The following is an 18,260-nucleotide window of genomic DNA, read 5'->3' on the forward strand; positions in this document are numbered from 1 at the left end:
CTGCCCCTACCCCGCTATCCGTACGGTCGTGTGGGAGCCCCAGATCGCCAGGCTGAGGAAGAAGTCGAGGACGTTGATGGCCACGATGGACGTCCGTACACCGCGCCCGACGGCGACGCCGACGCCCGCCGGGCCGCCGCTCGCGTAGTAGCCGTAGTAGCAGTGGACCAGGATGATCACGAGGGCGAAGACGATGACCTTGCCGAAGGACCACAGCACGTCGACCGGCGGCAGGTACTGCTGGAAGTAGTGGTCGTACGTCCCGCTGGACTGGCCGTAGTAGCCGGTGGTGATGGTCCGGGCGGCGAAGTAGGAGGACAGCAGCCCGATCACGTACAGCGGGATCACGGCCACGAAGCCGGCGATCATCCGGGTGGTGACCAGGAACGGTAGTGAGGGGACGCCCATCACCTCCAGCGCGTCGGTCTCCTCGCTGATCCGCATCGCGCCGAGCTGGGCGGTGAATCCGGCGCCGACCGTCGCCGAGAGTGCGAGCCCGGCGACGAGTGGGGCGATCTCGCGGGTGTTGAAGTACGCGGAGAGGAAGGCCACGAAGTTGGAGGTGCCGAGCTGGTTGAGCGCGGCGTAGCCCTGGAGGCCGACCTCGGTGCCGGTGAAGAAGGAGAGGAAGGCGATGACGCCGACCGTGCCTCCGACGACGGCCAGCGCGCCACGGCCGAAGCTCACCTCGGCCAGCAGGCGCAGGACTTCCTTCTTGTAGCGGCGCAGGGTGCGGCCGGTCCAGGCGAGGGAGCGGCCGTAGAAGACCAGTTGCGTGCCCAGCTCCTCCAGGGAGTGGAGTGGGCGGTCGAGAAGTCGTCGCACAACTAACCTCTCTGCGGGACGATTTGGAAGTACACCGCGGTCAGCACGAAATTCGTCACGAACAGCAGCATGAAGGTGATGACCACGGACTGGTTCACGGCGTCGCCGACGCCCTTCGGACCGCCCTTGGCGGTCAGGCCCTTGTACGAGGCGACGATCGCCGCGATGGCGCCGAAGACGAGCGCCTTCAGTTCGGCCGCCCACAGGTCCGACAGCTGGGCGAGGGTGGTGAAGGAGGCCAGATAGGCGCCGGGGGTGCCGTTCTGCAGGACGACGTTGAAGAAGTAGCCGCCGGCCACGCCGACCACCGAGACCAGGCCGTTGAGCAGGACCGCTACCAGCATGGTGGCCAGTACCCGGGGTACGACGAGACGGTGGATCGGGTCGATGCCGAGGACCTGCATCGCGTCGATCTCCTCCCGGATCTTGCGCGCCCCGAGGTCGGCGCAGATCGCGGTGCCGCCGGCGCCCGCGATGAGCAGCGCCGTGACGATGGGGGACGCCTCGCGCAGTACGGCGAGTACGGAGGCGGCGCCGGAGAACGACTGGGCGCCGAGCTGCCGGGTCAGGCCGCCGATCTGGAGCGCGATGACGGCGCCGAAGGGGATGGACACCAGGGCGGTGGGGAGGATGGTGACGCTCGCGATGAACCACGCCTGCTGGATGAACTCCCGTACCTGGAAAGGGCGTCGGGGGAGGGTCCGTAGAACGTCGAGGGCCATGGCGAAGAGGCTGCCGGAGTGGCGGAGGGCTCCTGTCGGGGAGAGGCTCATGCGTCAGCCGCCTCCGGTGTGTGGAGCTTCGCCTCGCGGTCGGCGATCGCCTGCCAGCGGGGCGGCCGGGTGATCCCGGGGCTCGGCAGCAGACGCGGCGTCATGGCGGGGGCGGGGTGGTCGCCGTCGTTCAGGCCGGCGAGCTCCTGCTCGACCTGGGCGGCGTCCTTCTCCTCGGCCATGCCGATCGGCCCCTGCATACGGCCGTTGAGGAACTGTCGTACGACGGGCTCGTCGCTGGTGAGCAGCTGCTCCCGCGGGCCGAACATCACCAGCTCGCGGCGGAAGAGCAGTCCGATGTTGTCCGGGACCTGGCGAGCCGAGGCGATGTCGTGGGTGACGATCAGGAAGGTCGCGTCGATCTGCGCGTTGAGGTCCACGATCAGCTGGTTGAGGTAGGCCACCCGCACCGGGTCGAGCCCCGAGTCGGGCTCGTCGAACAGGATGATCTCCGGGTCGAGCACCAGCGCCCGTGCCAGGCCCGCCCGCTTGCGCATACCGCCGGATATCTCGCCGGGCAGCTTCTCCTCTGCCCCGATCAGACCGACCATGTCCATCTTCTCCAGGACGATCCGTCTGACCTCGCTCTCCGGCTTACGGGTGTGCTCGCGCAGCGGGAAGGCGATGTTGTCGTAGAGATTCATGGACCCGAAAAGGGCGCCGTCCTGGAACAGCACACCGAAGAGCTTGCGCACCTCGTACAGGTCGTGTTCGCGGAGCTCGGTGATGTCCTGTCCGGCGATCCGGATCGATCCGCGTTCCGGCTTGAGCAGGCCCACGAGCGTCTTCAAGAACACCGACTTCCCCGTGCCCGAAGGGCCGAGCATGACGGACACCTCGCCGGCGGGCAGCGTCAGTGACACGTCCTGCCAGATGACCTGGTGGCCGAAGGATTTGGTCAACCCTTCCACGCAGATCTCGACACCCATCCGGTTCACCCTTCAGCGCGGAGCAGCTCGTACGTCTGCTCTACGGGGAGGGGCGGCGGGTCCGTCGCGGAGAATCGAAGAATTTTTACGCGGCGGACATCAGGGGCGTACAGGGGTGTGGGGCAGGGCGTCCGAGACGGCCTCCGCGACGGCACTGGCGTCAGGGAGCGGAAGCGGAAGCGGCGGTGCCGACACGACGGGGGTGGCCGGCAGGGACGGCAACGGAGCAGACACCTCGGGCACGGCGACTTCAGGCACGGCGGCTTCCGGCAGGGCCACCTCGGGCACGGCCACCTCGGGCACCGTCACCGTCACCGGCGCCGGAGAGGGCTTCTGCGGGACGGCGGTCGGCGAGGGCGCGGCCTCGGCGGACGGCGGCGTCGGCCGTACGGAGGGGGCGACGGCCGGCACCTCATAGCCGGCCTTCTCCTCCCCCACCTCCACCGCCTCCGAAGTGGCGGGGCGGGCGGGGCGCGCCGTATCCGCCTCGTACGCGAACGGGATGATCAAGCCCACCACGGCCAGGGTCGCGGCCGCCGATGTCGCGACCAGGGCCTGGGCGGGCACACCCGCCTGACTTGCCTGGTCCCGGCCGCGCCCGATCAGCCACAGGCCGAGGGCCAGCGTGCCGGCCAGCGAGTTGCGCAGCGTACGCCGGGCCCTGGCCAGCAGGGACTCGACGGCCTGGTAGCTCAGCCCCATCTCCTGGGCGATCTGGTCGACGTCCCGGTCCTCCGCCTTCAGCCGGAGGGCCTCCGCCTGGCGAGCGGGCAGCTCCCTGCTCCGGAACGCCACCCAGCTGGCCTCCGCCCGGTCGCACACCGCCTCTTCGACGGGAACGGGGCCGGGGACGGTGAGCTTCGGAGTCCTGCCCACCTCGGCCTCGCGGTGGACCTGCCGGTACCGGTCGACGCACAGGCGCATGGTCACGGTCGTCAGCCATGCGCCGAGGCGCGCGTCGTCCAGATGTGCGTTCTGCGCGCCGCGCAGCATCGCCTCCTGGACCGCGTCCTCGGCGTCCTCGGCGCTCATGGACCTGCGGCGCGCCACCTTGAGCAGTTGCTCGCGATGGCTCCACATGCGCTGCCACCGCAGGTGGGCTGCTTGGTCCCCCGGTCCGGTCGAGCGGGCAGGATGCATGTCCGTCGTCATGGCCGGGGACGTTACCGCCGGGTATCCGGTCGTGGGAGGGGGTGGCGCGCGAGTGAGTCCTAACCGTTGCCGGGAAGCGCTCCCGGCTCGGGCAAGACCTGCCCGACGCCGGGGTCAGGGCCGGTGACCAGGGACGGCAAGGGGGTTGGCGCGGTCGTCGGCGACGCCGGTGTCGGCGAGGGCTTGGGCGTCGGCTGCGACGGGGGATTCGGCCCCGCCGAGGGCGAGGGCGCCGAAGGAGAGGGTGAGGCGCCGGTACGCGGCCCGGGGTCGGCCGTCCCGGTCCGCGCGGTTCCCGGGAACGAGCCGGACGAGGCACCCGTGCCGGAGTCCGTGGCGACATCGGAGCCGCTCAGATCCGGCACGACCCGGTGTCCGTCCCGGAAGTAGCCGTACCAGGACAGAACGACACTCAGGTACTCCTGGGACCGGTTGTAGGAGAGGATCGCGCGGTCGAGGTCCTGCGGCCGGGAGAGGTCGCGTCCGCCCGCGCACAGGTAGTGCCCGGCCGCGAGCGCCGCGTCGTGGACGTTGTGGGGATCGGCCCTCCCGTCGCCGTTGCCGTCGGCGCCCCACCTGGCCCAGGTCGAGGGGATGAACTGCATCGGGCCGACGGCGTGGTCATAGGACGGGTCACCGTCGTACGCGCCACCATCGGTGTCCCGGATCAGGGCGAAGTCCTGGCCGTTCAACTGCGGGCCGATGATGGGCGCGTACGTCGTGCCGTCCGCGTCCACTCTCCCGCCCCGCGCCTGGCCCGACTCCACCTGCCCGATCGCGGCGAGCAACTGCCAGCGCAGCGCGCAGCCCGGGCTGGACCGCGCAAGCGCCGCCTCCGCCCGCCGATACGCGGCGAAGACCGTGGCGGGAAGGGCCCCGCGGTCGGCCACGGCCACGAAGACGGCGCGGGTCGGGGACGGCGCCGGCGTGCGGACCAAGAGCGGGGGAAGCTCGCTCAGGTAGGACGAATCACCGGATGTCCCCGAGTCCGGTGTCGTGCCGGCCTTCGGGGCGGCGGCCGATGCCGCGAGGCCCGGCGCCTGCGAACCGGTCAGCGCCGCCATGGCCGTCACCGCGACCGCCGTACCCCTCATGCCTCTGGATATCCGCCCCGACACACGTCCCGCCATCCCTCGGTCCCCTCCCGGTCACGCCACTCCTGTCATCCGCTCTACGGGGCGAGCGGGCGGGTCCGTCGCGTCGGTCGTCGGATTCTTTCCTCGGGTCCTGGTTTCGGAGTGAATGATTCTGGGACCTCGTGTGCGGCTGTCGAACACCCGTCACGTTCCCGACTTCGCCACCGTGCAGCCCGCCTTCACGGGCGAGCAGCCGACGCGCCGGCGAACACGCCCTCTACGTCAGTGCGATGCGCGAGGGGACACCGTCCGAGGCCGCACGGACCACCTTCCGGGTCATGCCGGACGCGCGGGTCGAGTGGCAGGTCGTCGACCGCAACTCCCGGGCGGATCCGGCGGCCTGGCGCCCCGCCACGGGCGTGGACGACTGGTCGCTCAGCCGGACGACATCGGCGTACGGGGAGGGCCACAAGACGCTCGTCGCACGTCTGGTGGAGCGCGACGCCGAGACGGCACGGAGCACCGCGCGGGCCCGGTTCCGGCAAGGCGATCGCGGGCCGGCCTGCAGGAGGCCGTCCTCCCCTGCCGAAGCATCGCTTCGGCAGGGGAGCGTTCAGGCAAGCCGCCGCGCCCGGCCGATCCATGTTGAATGGGATGCTGGCGTCGACCGACACGTCACCTGACACAACGGTGGTTCCCCGTGGTCAGCACCGCGGCAGGGCTCCATTCGCCTCCAGGTACCACCGGCGCCGCGCTCCCTCCAGAGGCCATGCGACTGCTCTCCGCCGAGGTACGGGGATTCTTCCCCTGCGTCACGCCCGGGCAGCGGATGCACCCGCGGGGATCCCTTGCTCACGCCAGAGACTCGGCCTACAACGATTCGCATGTTCGGTCAGCTGTCCCCAGGTGTTGCAGACCTCACGCTGACCCGTTGCCGACTCTTCTGACGCATCGCCAGGTGCGGTCGGGGGTCACGGCCGTCTTTGCGGGATCGACCGGCGGCGGAGCTTCAAGGTGGGGTCAGGGTGCCGGCCTCCACCAGGCCATTGGCGATCGACGGACGTTACGGGAGGGAGACGAGGGGGCTGTACGGGGAGTGAGCCGGAGCGTATGACAGCGGCCCGGTACCCCTCCACGAGAGGGGTACCGGGCCGCTGGTTCATCGGGCGGGGATCAGCAGCCGCTCACGCAGGTGCCGTTCACCCACGAGCGGTTGATCTTTCCGATCGGCTCTGTGGGGAAGGAGCCGCTTCCGCTCGGGTCGGACATGCTGTCAAAGGCGATCAGCCGTGGTTTCACGCCCTTGCGGTACTGGAACACTTCCATGTCCGGATAGGGGTCGCCCTTCCGTGTGATCTTCACGTCCGTCTTTGTCGCCTCAACCGTGAGCTTGGCGTCCACGGCGAAGATCCTCCACAGGCTGTTGACGGCGTGGATGCCCACGTCGAGCTTCTCCGGGGACACGCTTGCCCCGTATTTGTGCAGGTCGACGACGTTATGGCCCTTTATGAACGTGTCATTCTGGTACGCGTCGACGTCGATCGGGCGGGCCGGAAGCATCTCGCTGGGTTTGGTGCCCACCTGCCGGCTCTTGTCCTCCATGGTCCGGAACAGCGGGTCGCCTGGGACTCTTTTCCTCGCGTAGACCGGCTTCTCCGGTGTCTCCGACGCGCCGATGGTGAACAAGCACTGGCCCGTGGCGGTGTCCCACAAAAGTGTCATCCGGAACGGCGCGTTCGGATCGTCGGTCGATTCGCGGTCGTCGCCGACGAGCGCGCCCAGGGCGGCCTTCTCTGTGTGGATGTAGAAGCGGACCATGATGATGCCGCGGTCCTCTCCCGGGCCGACCTCGAACGGCACCCATTCGGAGCCTTCCGGGTGGTTGTTGAAGAGGTCCACGACCTCCTCCCAGTCGTCCTCCTCGGTCTCGTCCTGCTTGAGCCGGTCCCCGGCGCACTCCGACCGGTTCTGCTGGCAGTAGTCCCTCATGTCGGGGTCGTACAGGCCCGTCGGATCGCTGGAGGAGAGCGGGTTGTTGTGGGCGTACGCGTACCCGTTGATCTGCTGGGTGTCGCTGAGGTCCATCACCGGGTCGGCGGAGATGAAACGGCCGATCGCCGGGTCGTACTCACGTGCCCCGAGGTGGGTCAGTCCGGTGGACGCGTCGCGCGTGCCCCCGATGAAGCCCCGGTCCCCGGTCCACCCGGCGGGCTGGGCACCCCGGGCGGCCCCGAAGGGCATCGTCCGCCGCTTGGCGACGGAGTTCGTGGCGGAGTCCACCTGGATCGTGCCCGTGCCGTGGTGGTCGGTGAGGGTGAAGAACAGCTTGCCCTGGCTGCGTACCGCGACGGTGCCGCCGTTGTGGGCGTAGTAGCGCGTGCCCACCAGGGTGTTGTCCGGCTTCATCAGCACCTCGGTGCCGCCGGGCAGGGTGAGCGTGGACCCGGAGGCGTCCTTGCGGATCAGCCGCTGTCCCTCGCTGTCGTAGACGTACGAGGTGGTCTTGGTGCCTTCGGTGACCTTGGCCAGGTGCCCTTCCTTGTCCCATGCCAGCACCTGGTCGCCCGACGGCAGCTGCCTGCGGACGGTGTTGCCGGTGTTGTCGTACGTGTAGGTCTCCTTCTTCCCGTTGTCCGGGCCGCCGGAGATGGAGACGGACGGCAGCCGGCTTCCGGTGACCGGCGTGCCGTAGGCGCGGGTGACATCGGCGGTCGGACCACCCGTCACCTTGTGCTGCACCTCGGTCTTGCGGTTGCCGATGGCGTCGTACGTGTACGAGGTCCAGTACGCGTCCGGGCCTCCGACGGTGGTGCCCGACGGGGCGGCGGCGCAGCCGTCGTTCGCCGTCCACGCCTCGGTGATGCGGCTCAGGCCATCGATGCCGAAGCACTGGGTGTCCGTGGTCAGCTGGGCGTCCTGGCCCGAGGCGGTGACGACCTTGGTCAGGTTCCCGGCGAGGTCGTACCCGTACCGGGTGTCGTCCAGGCGCTGCGGAGCCGTCTCGCGGTCGGTGACCGTGCGGGTCAGCCGGCCGGTGTGCTCGTCGTACTCGTTGACCTGCCGGACCTTCCTGCCGACCTCGCCCAGCTCGGTGCTGATGGTCCGCCCGTAGTGGTCGTAGGTGGTGGCACCGGCCAGCATGGCACCGCCGACCGTCGTGGCGACGGGCAGACCGTCGCCGTCGTAGCGAATCGCGACCCTCTCCTTGGGGAGGCCGCCGACCGCGGGCTCCTCGGAGTACTCCGGCTTGCCCGTGTTGGCGTTGAAGCCGGCGGTCCACTTGTAGACGCCGGCCAGGGCGCCCTCCACGGCCGGGATGGTGAGCTGTGACGCCGTGGCCTGGTAGCGGTTGTTGTACCAGGTCACCTCGGAGACGTAGGCCTGGCCGTCGACATAGTGCTTGGCCGCGGTCTGCTTGCCCTTGGCCACGGTGTCGAAGACGTATTCGGTGGTCAGGACGCCGTTGACCTTGACCGCGGTCTTGCGTCCCAGGGCGTCGTAGTCGGTGTGGTGGACGGTGCCCAGGGCGTTCTTCGTGTCGGTCTCCCGGTCCCCGATGTCGTACGTGATCAGGGTGGTGCCGGTGTCCGGGTCGCTGACGGAGGTCTTGCGGCCCCGGACGTCGTAGCCGTACGTCCAGTTCCGCCCGGCCGCGTCGGTGACCTTCGCCAGGCGGCCGAGCCGGTCGTAGCCGTAGTGGGTGGACTCGTAGGCCGTGCGCGCGGCGTTCGTGTACTCCCGGGTCTCGACGGTCCGGCCCAGGTTGTCGGTGAGGGTGGTCCTGGCGGTGCCGCCCGCCGGCGGGACGACCGTGGTCCGGTCGCCCTCGTCGATCGAGGTGGTCCGGCTCTGCTCGTCACCGAACTTCTTGCTGACGACGGCGGTGACGCGGCCGGCGCCGTCGAAGAGGGACTCGGTGGCGGCCGGGTAGCTCAGCTCCGCCCCCGTGACCAGGACGTTGGAGGGGTTGCCGGCGGCGTAGTACTTGCCGGAGTTCTTCCAGTTCTGGTTGAGGGTGTTGAAGAACGACTCGGTGACCAGCCTGCCGCCGCCGGGGGAGGGCTCCTGGATCTGCCGGCTGCGCAGCAGGCCGTCCATGAACTCGTACGTCGTGCGGTAGCTGCTGGTCTCCGTGAGGGTGCTGGTCGCCACGACGATCGGGCCGTCGGTGCGTACCAGGTAGCTGTAGGAGAAGTGCGGGCTGTCCGGGTACGTGGCGGCCGCGCGGCCCGGGAGCCAGACCTTGGTCACCCGCCCGAGAGCGTCGTACTGGGTCGTGGAGATCTTCTTGTTGAGGTCCTCCTGGACGATCGGCTGGGAGCGCAGCGGCTCGTAGGTGGTGGTGGCGACATGGTTGAGCGGGTTGGTCACCACCGTCTTCGTGACGACCTCGCCCGTGGCCGGCGTGTAGTCGGTCCGGGTGCTCTTGCCGTAGGGATCGGTGACGGTGGTCGGGCGGCCGTACACGTCGTACGCGGTGCTGCCCTTGGGCGAGTAGCCGTTGCCATCGGGGTTGATCACCTCGGTGCGGGTGACATTGCCCTGGGTTGGCGCGTCGCCGAAGGAGCCGCCGTCGTACACATTGCGGTTGTCCGAGATGACGTCGGCCGGGCGGCTGACGGCGGCGTCGCAGGAGACGGCCACCGTCTCGACCCGGGACACCAGGGCGAGCAGGTTCAGGCCGGTGTTGCGGGCGTACTCGGTGCGCGTGCACTTCTCGTCGCCGCTCTTGGACTCGTCGCCGGAGTCGGTGGAGGTGACCTCCATGCCGACGGAGTCGAAGGTGCGGGTGGTGGAGGCCGTGCGCTCCCCGGTGGAGGTCTTGACCCGGGTGATCTCCCTCTCGACGCCGCCGAACCGGGCCTCCAGGTCGGGCAGCCCGTCCCGCTGCCGGGTAGCGGTCACATCGGACCGCCACGGGATGCTGGAGGTGGCCTTGACCCAGGCGCCGCCTTCCCCGTCGTACGAAATGGTCTCGCGGATCTGGCCGGCGAACTCGGGCCGGTCGGTGACGGCGGCCCCGGTCGAGTCGGCGACCTGCGCGCCGTCGATCCCGCGGAAGTAGCGGGACTCGGTGAAGGAACGGCGGTCGAGGCCGTCGCCCTTGCGGACCTGGATCCGGCCGTAGCCGCGGAAGTCTCCGTACGTGCGGTCCTCGGGCTTGGTGAACTCGTCCTCGCCCTTGGCCCAGGCGGCGCCGCCGAGGTAGCTGTAGCGGGTGACGACGTCCGGGGTCTCGGCCAGGTTGTCGCCCTCGTCGACCTCTTGGACGAGGTACTTGTTGAACCAGTCCAGCTTCGCGGTCTCGCCCTCGAAGGCCCACTTCACCGGGTAGCAGGTGGTGGTGTTCGTCGCGTCGGCCGGCGGCAGGGTGGTGGCGGTGCAGCCGGGGGCGGAGTAGGTGACGCCGATGCTGCCGCCGGTGTCGGTGTTGATCTGGTAGACGCGGTAGCGGATGAAGGGCGCGAGCCCGTCGCCGAGCTTGTCGACGCGGTTGGCGAGCTGCTGGCCCAGGAAGGTCACCTTGGGCAGGGTGATGCTGCCGTTCGTGTGACCGGTGCGCTGGATGGTGGACAGCCACAGGGGGCGTGCGGTGCCGTCACCGGAGGGCGGGAAGGTCTGCTCCAGGGCCCAGGAGTCGACGTCCTTGTACGCGCCGCCGGTCAGTACCTTGGCGGTGATGCCGGTCAGCCGCTTCTTCGACCAGTAGGTCGGGCTGTAGTGGCCCTCGCACTGCGCGGCGCCGTCGGCACAGTTCTGGTCGACGGGTACGTCGGGCCAGTTGTCGGAGTGGTCCTTGTCGAACAGGGTGCACTCCGCGGTGCAGCGGTCGGCTACGTCGAACTTCACCTGCGCCATGGCCGGGGCGGAGTACACGGAGTTCGAGCGCAGACCGTACTCGATCCGGTCGAGCCAGCCGCCGCGGGTGTACGCGGTGGGGGTGCCCTTGTCCGCGCTGGCGACGGCGCCGCGGTCGTAGTTGTTGGTCTCGGCGTTCCAGTAGTACGCCTGCGCGTTGCCACGGACGTCGACGACGTGGTCCAGCTGCCAGCGCCAGGCCTGCTTGCACCAGCCGTCGGCGAAGGAGGTGTTGTGGCAGGGCTCCCCGGCATGGTTGCCGTAGACCGGCACGGTCCAGGCGGAGTTGGTCTCGGACGTGCCGTCGGACCAGCCCGGGAGGCGGTTCAGCCCGAAGAAGTACTGGGTGCCGTCGGTCCCGGTGACCTTCCAGTACTCGCCGTCGTCATCGCCGTTGGTGGCGCCGGTGAGCTTCTCGATCCGCTCGCCGTTCTCGGACTGGGCGTGCCAGCCCTTGCCCTCCTCGAAGACGAGTTCGGTGGTCCGGCCGCCGAGGCTCAGAGTGGCGTTGTCGTTGAACCAGCATTGGTCACCGGACTTCTCGGTGTTGGTGCCGCCCTCCATGTCGTCGTTGCAGGAGCGGTAGCGGCGTTCGATGAAGCCGGGCTCCATCGACCACCCGTCACCGACCCAGCCGGGCTGGTTGTTCGAGGCGGAGGTCCGGCCGTCCACGCTCTGCGAGGAGTAGCCGAGCGACAGCTTGGGCGCCGAGCCGCCGGGCACGGCGGGGAAGGCGAGGGGGTAGTTCCAGCTGAAGCCGCCCGAAGAGCTGCCCGCGCTCCAGGAACCGGAGGCCTGGAGGGAGGTGGCCTTGTAGTCGCCGTTGGTGCCGGAACTGCCGGCCTCGGCGGCCAGGACGGTCGCCTCGGCGCTGGAGAGGAGTGAACGGGCGGAGGAGGCAGCGACCTTGGGGTCCGCGGTCACGGGGGCCGTGGTGGTCAGTGTGCCGGTCTTGGTGTCGTTGACCGTGGGCAGGGGGGTGCGCACGCGGCAGCGCGGTACGGCGGGGGTGGTCAGCGCGCAGCCCGGGAGCTGGACCAGGCGCAGGCGGGAGGCCCAGTCGCCGCCATAGGCGCCCCGGAGGGCGGAGTAGTCGACGCGGATCTTCGCCCGGCCCGGGGCGGTCGAGGTGCCGGCCATGCTGAACAGCAGCCCCTGGACTCCGGAGGCCCGGGCGGCCTTGTGGTCGGCGACGGTCACCTTCACGCGCTGAGAGGGCTTCGCGGGTGCCGCGTAAGGCGCTCGGCCGGAGAGCGAGACCAGGGTGACGGGGAAGGACCCGGTGACCTTGGCGCCACTGGCCACCAGCTCGGCGGAGTCCGGTTTCGGCAGAAGGTGACTCGAAGCCGACTGACGCGACTTGGCCACCTTGGCCAGGGCCAGCGCCGTCTGGTCCGGCTTTTTGAGAGCAGCGCTGTGGCCGGTCTTGGCCGGGCTGACGGGTATCGCCGAGGGCTGCTTGAGCTGTGGCGGCTGCCAGCCCGAGGCGGTCACGGCCGCGGCGCTCGCTGGGACAAGCCCGGCGATCACCAGGGTGGAGGCGAGAGCGTGCCGTACGGCCCAGCTCAGTGGCCTGCGTACCCGGGGCGAGCCCCCCGCGGAACGTCTTGTGAACCTACTCACTTCAACTCCCAGGCTGAACCACATGGTTGGAGGCAGGTACGCTAACACCGCCGGATCAACCGTAGTTGATTCCATCACAACTGGAATTGATGACCTCCATTTGGGACAGCCGAAAGTGAGCGATTGGCGCGATCCATGGTGGGGCGGTCATGGTCCGCCGCAACATCAGCCCACAAAGGAGCAGTAGGTGTCTGCCTTGCGAGAAAGACCGTCCTTGCGGTTCCTCGGCCGCCGGGTCGTGGCCGCCGGATTGGCGACCGCCATGCTGGGCGCCGTCGCCGCCCTGCAGTCCCCGATACCGCAGGCACCGAGCCTGCTCCCCGTCGCCGACGCCGCCCCCACCGGGGCCGAACCCACCGAGGCGGAGACGGCCTCGGCCCAGGCGAAGGCGACCGGGAAGCGCGTCGAACTGCTCTCCCGCCGGACCGAGAACTCGGACACCTGGGCCAATCCCAACGGCTCGTTCTCGGTCGACCGTTACGGATCAGCGGTCCGGGTGCTGGTGGGCCAGGACTGGGCGCCCACCGACCCCACCCTGGCCTTCGCCGCGGACGGCCGGGTCGTCCCCAAGGCCGCCACGGTGGCCATGTCCTTCTCCGGCGGCGCGGGCCCGATGGCCCAGGTCGCCGAGGACGGCCGGCAGTTGGAGCTGAGCTGGCCCAAGCCGCTGCCCAAGCCGACCTTGAACGGCAACGTCGCGACGTACGCGGGCATCCTCCCGGACGTTGACCTTCAGCTGAAGGCGGACGTCGACGGGTTCTCCCAGCTGCTGGTCGTCAAGACCCCCGAGGCGGCCGCGCATCCGGACCTGGCCACCCTCAAGCTCGGCATCGGCACGGTGGGGCTCTCCGTCACCGCCGACGCCACCGGCAACCTCTACGCCCGCAACCCCGCCGGCCAGGCCGCCTTCGTCAGCCCCGCTCCGATGATGTGGGACTCCTCCGAGTTCACCTCGACGGGGTCCGGGACGGCGCAGGCGACGACCGGGGAGGGCGCCGACGACCCCTTCGAGCCGGCCCCCGGCGCCAAGGACGCGCTCATGACCACCAAGGTCGTGGGGCAGTCACTGGAGATCACCCCCGACCGCAACCTGCTGACCGACCCGGAGACGGTCTACCCCGTCTTCATCGACCCGTCCTGGGCCGAGGGCAAGCGGCAGAACTGGACCCGTGTCTCGGCGGTGTACAAGGGCAACTCGTACTGGAACGCGAACGACGTCGCCCGCGTCGGCTACGAGAACAAGACGAACGGGCTGTCCCGCTCCTTCTTCCAGCTGGACACGTCCAACATCAAGGGCAAGGACGTGAAGGCGTCCACCTTCCGGATCAAGAACACCTGGTCCTGGTCCTGCCAGGCCCGCGTCGTCCAGCTCTGGGACACCACCGGCGGCATCCACGCGGGCACCAACTGGTACAACCAGCCGGACCAGAGGACGCTGCTGGCCTCGGTGAACGAATCCAAGGGCTGGAAGGGCAGCTCCGACTGCCCCGAGGGCAACCTGGAGTTCGACGTCACCAACAAGATCCGCCAGGTCGCGGCGGCCGGTGACAACTCGGTCACTCTGGGCATGTACGCCGCCGACGAGGGCGACACCTTCGCCTGGAAGAAGTTCGACCCCAAGACGGCCGTCCTGTCCACCGAGTACAACACCGCCCCGGACGTCCCGACGGAGCTCGGCACCAACCCGAGCAACCCGCTGATCGGCAACACCAACATCAGCGTCCACGCACTCATCAACGACGCCGACGCCGGAAACCTCCAGGCCAACTTCCAGGTGTGGCAGCCCGGCCAGGCCCCCGTGGTCGACGAGCACATCTCCGCCCAGCGCGGCCGCATCGCCACCCTCGCCCTGCCCGACGCGAAAATCCCCACCGGTTCGTACCAGTGGCGGGTCCGCGCGAAGGACCAGGACGGCGCGTACTCCGGCTGGAGCGCGGTCAAGTCCTTCGAGGTGGACCGCGAGCGGCCCAGCAAGCCGCCGACGGTGGCCTCTCCCGAGTACCCCAACGGCGACGCGGGCTGGCCCGCCGTCACGGGCAAGGCGCGCGTCACCGCCGGTAAGTTCACCTTCGGCGCGGCCGGCATCGGCGACGTGGTCGCGTACCGCTACCGCACCAGCTGGGACCCGCAGGAGCGCGGCGTCAACGTGAGCAGCGCGCCGGGCAGTTCGGCCACCGTCACCATCACCCCGCCCGCCGTCGGCCCCGGCTACGTCTACGCGTACAGCCTGGACCGGGTCGGCAACCGCTCGGACGAGCGCGCGTACCTGCTGTACGCCAACGGCACCGGCGCCAAGGACCGCCCCGGCGACCTCAATGGCGACGGCAACTCCGATGCCTGGTCGCTCGACCCCTCCGGCACCCTGCGCAGCTACCTCGGCCAGGGCAACGGCAAGTTCGGCACGGCCGCCTACGGTGGCGCGGCCCTCCAGGGCGGCCTGATCAGCCACCGCGGCGACTGGAACAACGACGGTATCGAGGACCTCCTGGTCCGCCGGTACGACGACGTGGACAAGCGGCAGAAGCTGTACGTCTACCCCAACACGGGCTACGGCATCGTGCGCCCCGAGGACGCCTACGAGCTCACCGTGGCCTGCCCGCGCCACGCCGCCGAGGCAGGCGACTGCCAGGGCCCCGGCACGGACTTCTGGCACGACGACGACACCCAGATCCTGGCCATCGACGACCTCACCGGCGGACCGCGCTCCCTCAACGGCACCCACGCCCTCGCCGACCTGCTGGTCCGCGAGGGGGACAAGCTGTGGCTCTACTACGGCTCCGAGAGCCGGTACCTGGACGAGCAGAGCGACCCCATCCAGATCGGCGGCAACAGCTGGCGCGGTCACACCCTGATCGCTCCCGGCGACACCACAGGCGACGGCATCGCCGACCTGTGGGTGCGCAAGAACGACACGGGTGACGTCTACCAGTACGTCGGCAAGAAGACCCCGGACGGGCGCTTCGACCTCGGCTCCTGGGGCGAGTCCGCCCAGCCCGTGAAGATCCTCACCGGGGCCGGCGCCTCCACCTACCCCGAGCTGTCCTCCAGCACCGACCTGACCGGCGACGGCCGCCCCGACCTCTGGGGCCGCGCACAGGGCAACTCCCTGACCGTCTGGCCCGGCAAGGGTTCCACCCAGGGCGGCTACACGTTCGACACCCCGCTGACCGCCGGCTCCACCCACACCGGGCCCAACCTCGCCAAGGGCGTCCAGGTGACCGCCACCGCCAGCTACGAGGCCGACGGATGGAGCAAGAGCGCCCTGGTCGACGGCCGGCGTGACTCCGCGCCCGGCTCGAACGGCTGGAGCACCACCACCGCCAGCCCCAACAGCGACCGCACCGAATCGGTGACCGTGGATCTCGGCGTACGGCAGGCCCTGAACTCGGTCGACCTGTACCCGCGCAACGACGGCGCCAACACCGGCATGGGCTTCCCCGTCGACTTCACCATCGAGGTCTCCGAGGACGGCACCACCTGGGACAGCGTGATCGAGCGCACCGGCTACCCCAAGCCGGGCAACTCCGCCCAGTCCTTCTCCTTCGAAACCGCCAACGCCCGGTACGTCAAGGTCACCGGCACGAAGCTGTCGACCGACCCGCACGGCGACTACCACCTGCAGTTCGCCGAGCTGGAGGTCTACGGACCCCAGAAGCTCGCGACGGGTGCCTTCAACTTCGCCAAGGACATGACCGTCACGGCCAGCAGCAGCTACGAAGGCTCCGGATGGACCCTGAACGGCCTGGTGGACGGTAGCAACAAGGGCGGCTGGAGCAGCGCCGACAACACGGGTGTCAGCCACACCGAGTCCGTCACCGTCGACCTGCGGGCACCGCGCTCGGTCAACTGGATCAACCTGCGTCCGCGCGGTGACGGCGCCAACACCGGAGCCGGCTTCCCTGTCGACTTCACCATCGAGGTCTCCCCGGACAACACCACCTGGACCAAGGTGGTGCAGCGGACCGGCTACCCGCGCCCGGACGCCGCCGCGCAGGAATTCCCCTTCGACACCCAGCAGATCCGCTACATCAAGGTCACCGGCACGAAGCTCTCCAAGGACAATCTCGGCAACTACCACATGCAGTTCGCCGAGCTGGAGGCGTTCAGCGACCAGGCCTACGATCCGCGAGTCCCGGACCTCGCCGTGGGCACGGCCGTGACCGCGAGCAGCAGTGCCGCGAGCGGACCCGCCGGCGCCCTCGTCGACGCGAACGCCTCCACGTGGTGGAGCAGCGACACGTACTTGGCCAACCACACCGAATCCGTGACGGTGGACCTCGGCGCGAGCCAGTCGCTCAACTGGGTCAACCTGCGCCCGCGCAACGACGGCGCCAACACCGGTATGGGCTTCCCCGTCGACTTCACCGTCCAGCTGTCGGGCGACGGCACCACCTGGGGGACCCCGGTCGTCAGCCAGACCGGTTACCCCCGGCCCGGTGACGCCGGCCAGTCCTTCTGGTTCCAGGCGCAAAGTGCCCGCTACATCAAGGTGACCGGCACCAAGCTGTCCCAGGACAACTTCGGCCGCTACCAGATGCAGCTGGCCGCGCTGGAGGCGAGCGGCGGCCGCTACCTCCTCTCCTCCGCCGTCAACCTCGCCAAGGGCGCCCCGGTCACGTCGACGAGCAGCTACGAGGCCGACGGCTTCAGCCGCTCCAACATCGTGGACGGCAAGCGCGACTCCACCGCTGCTTCGCAGGGCTTCAGCAGCAACGACAACACCGGCGCAAACCACACCGAGTCCGTCACCGTGGATCTGGGCACCCGCCAGTCGGTGAACTGGGTCAACCTCTACCCGCGCACCGGCACACCGGAGTCCACGGGCTACAGCTTCCCGGTCGACTTCACCATCGAGGTGTCCGAGAACAACACCACCTGGACCAAGGTCGCCCAGCGCGCCGGCTACCCCCGGCCCGGGAACGCCGTCCAGCCCTTCCCGTTCAACAATCGCAACGCGCGCTACGTCAAGGTCTCCGCGACCAAGCTGGCGGTTCCCGGCGACTACCGGCTCCAGCTGGCCGAGCTCGAGGTGTACGGCCAGAAGGCCTTCAACTCGGCGGCGCCCAACCTGGCCCTTGGCGCCGCGGTCACGGCCAGCAGCAGCTACGTGGACGCGACCTGGAGCCCGGGCGGCCTGGTCGACAACAACACCGCCACCGGCTGGAGCAGCTCGAGCGACACCGGCGCGAGCCACACCGAGCACGTGACGGCCGACCTCGGCACCCTCCAGAGCCTCAACTGGATCACGCTGCGGCCGCGCACGGACGGGGCCAACGCCGGAAACGGCTTCCCCGTCGACTTCGCCATCGAGGTCTCCCAGGACGGTACGACCTGGACGAAGGTCGCCCAGCGCACCGGCTACCCCAAGCCCGACGGCTCGCCGCAGCACTTCCTCTTCGAGCCGCGGCCGGGCAAGTTCATCCGGATCACCGGAACGAAGCTGAGCACGGACAGCCGCGGCGAGTACCACATGCAGTTCAGCGGACTGGGGGCGTACAGCGGCAAGTCGCTGCCCCGGGAGAGCCGAAACGTCGCGAAGGGCGCGGCAGTGACCGCCAGCAGCAGCTATGCCGGCCCCGGTTGGACGGCCGCCGCGCTCACCGACGGCAACCCCTCCGCACTGCCCGGCCTGCAGGGCTGGAGCAGCGACAACACGCTCACGGCCAACCACCAGGAGTGGGCCGAGGTCGACCTCGGCGCGTCCCTGCCGGTGGGCTGGATCAACCTCTACCCGCGCAACGACGGCGCCGCCGACACCGGGAACGGCTTCCCCGTCGACTTCGCCGTCGAGGTCTCCCAGGACGGTACGACCTGGACCAAGGTGGCGCAGCGCACCGGCTACCCCAAGCCCGGCAACGCCGTCCAGCAGTTCCCGTTCCCGACCCAGAACGCCCGGTACATACGGGTGACCGGCACCAACCTCTCCAAGGACTCCTCCGGCCACTACCGGATGCAGTTCGCCGAACTGGAGGCGTACGACCCGTCGGCGTCCTAGCCGACGATCGCAGGACCGAGTGAAACAG

8 protein-coding genes are annotated in these 18,260 nt (G+C 69.6%); 2 read left to right on the top strand and 6 right to left on the bottom strand.

All coding sequences use genetic code 11. The features are described from left to right. Positions 1–6: 6 nt before the first annotated feature. The 5 genes from ACFV9D_RS01095 to ACFV9D_RS01115 form a co-directional block, all read right to left on the bottom strand. The gene (locus ACFV9D_RS01095) at positions 7–825 is read right to left on the bottom strand and encodes an ABC transporter permease (protein WP_329113395.1); all 819 of its coding nucleotides are present in this window, start codon (positions 823–825) and stop codon (positions 7–9) included. Between the two features lie 2 nt (positions 826–827). Beyond that, on the bottom strand, positions 828–1,598 hold the full coding sequence (locus ACFV9D_RS01100; protein ID WP_385138934.1) for an MlaE family ABC transporter permease: 771 nt from the start codon (positions 1,596–1,598) through the stop codon (positions 828–830). Continuing rightward, positions 1,595–2,527 (bottom strand): ABC transporter ATP-binding protein, encoded by a 933-nt coding sequence (locus ACFV9D_RS01105; protein WP_385138937.1) that lies wholly within the window; start codon positions 2,525–2,527, stop codon positions 1,595–1,597. The genes ACFV9D_RS01100 and ACFV9D_RS01105 overlap by 4 nt, the downstream gene beginning before the upstream one ends. Before the next feature lie 99 nt (positions 2,528–2,626). After that, the gene (locus tag ACFV9D_RS01110; RefSeq protein WP_385138940.1) at positions 2,627–3,679 is read right to left on the bottom strand and encodes a sigma-70 family RNA polymerase sigma factor; all 1,053 of its coding nucleotides are present in this window, start codon (positions 3,677–3,679) and stop codon (positions 2,627–2,629) included. 59 nt (positions 3,680–3,738) lie between these two features. Continuing rightward, a complete protein-coding gene (locus ACFV9D_RS01115) occupies positions 3,739–4,773 on the bottom strand; it encodes a lytic transglycosylase domain-containing protein (protein WP_385138943.1) in 1,035 nt (344 codons plus the stop codon). 320 nt (positions 4,774–5,093) lie between these two features. On the opposite strand from ACFV9D_RS01115, the gene ACFV9D_RS01120 reads away from it, so the two are divergent. Continuing rightward, a complete protein-coding gene (locus ACFV9D_RS01120; protein ID WP_385138946.1) occupies positions 5,094–5,438 on the top strand; it encodes a hypothetical protein in 345 nt (114 codons plus the stop codon). Between the two features lie 490 nt (positions 5,439–5,928). Here the strand turns inward: ACFV9D_RS01120 and ACFV9D_RS01125 are convergent, their stop codons facing one another. Then, positions 5,929–12,237 (bottom strand): RHS repeat-associated core domain-containing protein, encoded by a 6,309-nt coding sequence (locus ACFV9D_RS01125; RefSeq protein WP_385138949.1) that lies wholly within the window; start codon positions 12,235–12,237, stop codon positions 5,929–5,931. A gap of 187 nt (positions 12,238–12,424) precedes the next feature. On the opposite strand from ACFV9D_RS01125, the gene ACFV9D_RS01130 reads away from it, so the two are divergent. Further along, positions 12,425–18,232: a discoidin domain-containing protein gene (locus tag ACFV9D_RS01130; RefSeq protein WP_385138952.1), complete on the top strand. Its 5,808-nt coding sequence runs from the start codon at positions 12,425–12,427 to the stop codon at positions 18,230–18,232. The last annotated feature ends 28 nt before the right edge of the window (positions 18,233–18,260 follow it).

It is taken from the genome of Streptomyces sp. NPDC059875 (assembly GCF_042731085.1).
Lineage (GTDB): Bacteria > Actinomycetota > Actinomycetes > Streptomycetales > Streptomycetaceae > Streptomyces.

Bases quoted from the DNA above. Each gene is read 5' to 3' on its own strand.
- ACFV9D_RS01100 (WP_385138934.1), bottom strand. From the start codon at position 1,598: ATGAGCCTCTCCCCGACAGGAGCCCTCCGCCACTCCGGCAGCCTCTTC.
- ACFV9D_RS01105 (WP_385138937.1), bottom strand. From the start codon at position 2,527: ATGGGTGTCGAGATCTGCGTGGAAGGGTTGACCAAATCCTTCGGCCAC.
- ACFV9D_RS01110 (WP_385138940.1), bottom strand. From the start codon at position 3,679: ATGACGACGGACATGCATCCTGCCCGCTCGACCGGACCGGGGGACCAA.
- ACFV9D_RS01115 (WP_385138943.1), bottom strand. From the start codon at position 4,773: ATGAGGGGTACGGCGGTCGCGGTGACGGCCATGGCGGCGCTGACCGGT.
- ACFV9D_RS01120 (WP_385138946.1), top strand. From the start codon at position 5,094: ATGCCGGACGCGCGGGTCGAGTGGCAGGTCGTCGACCGCAACTCCCGG.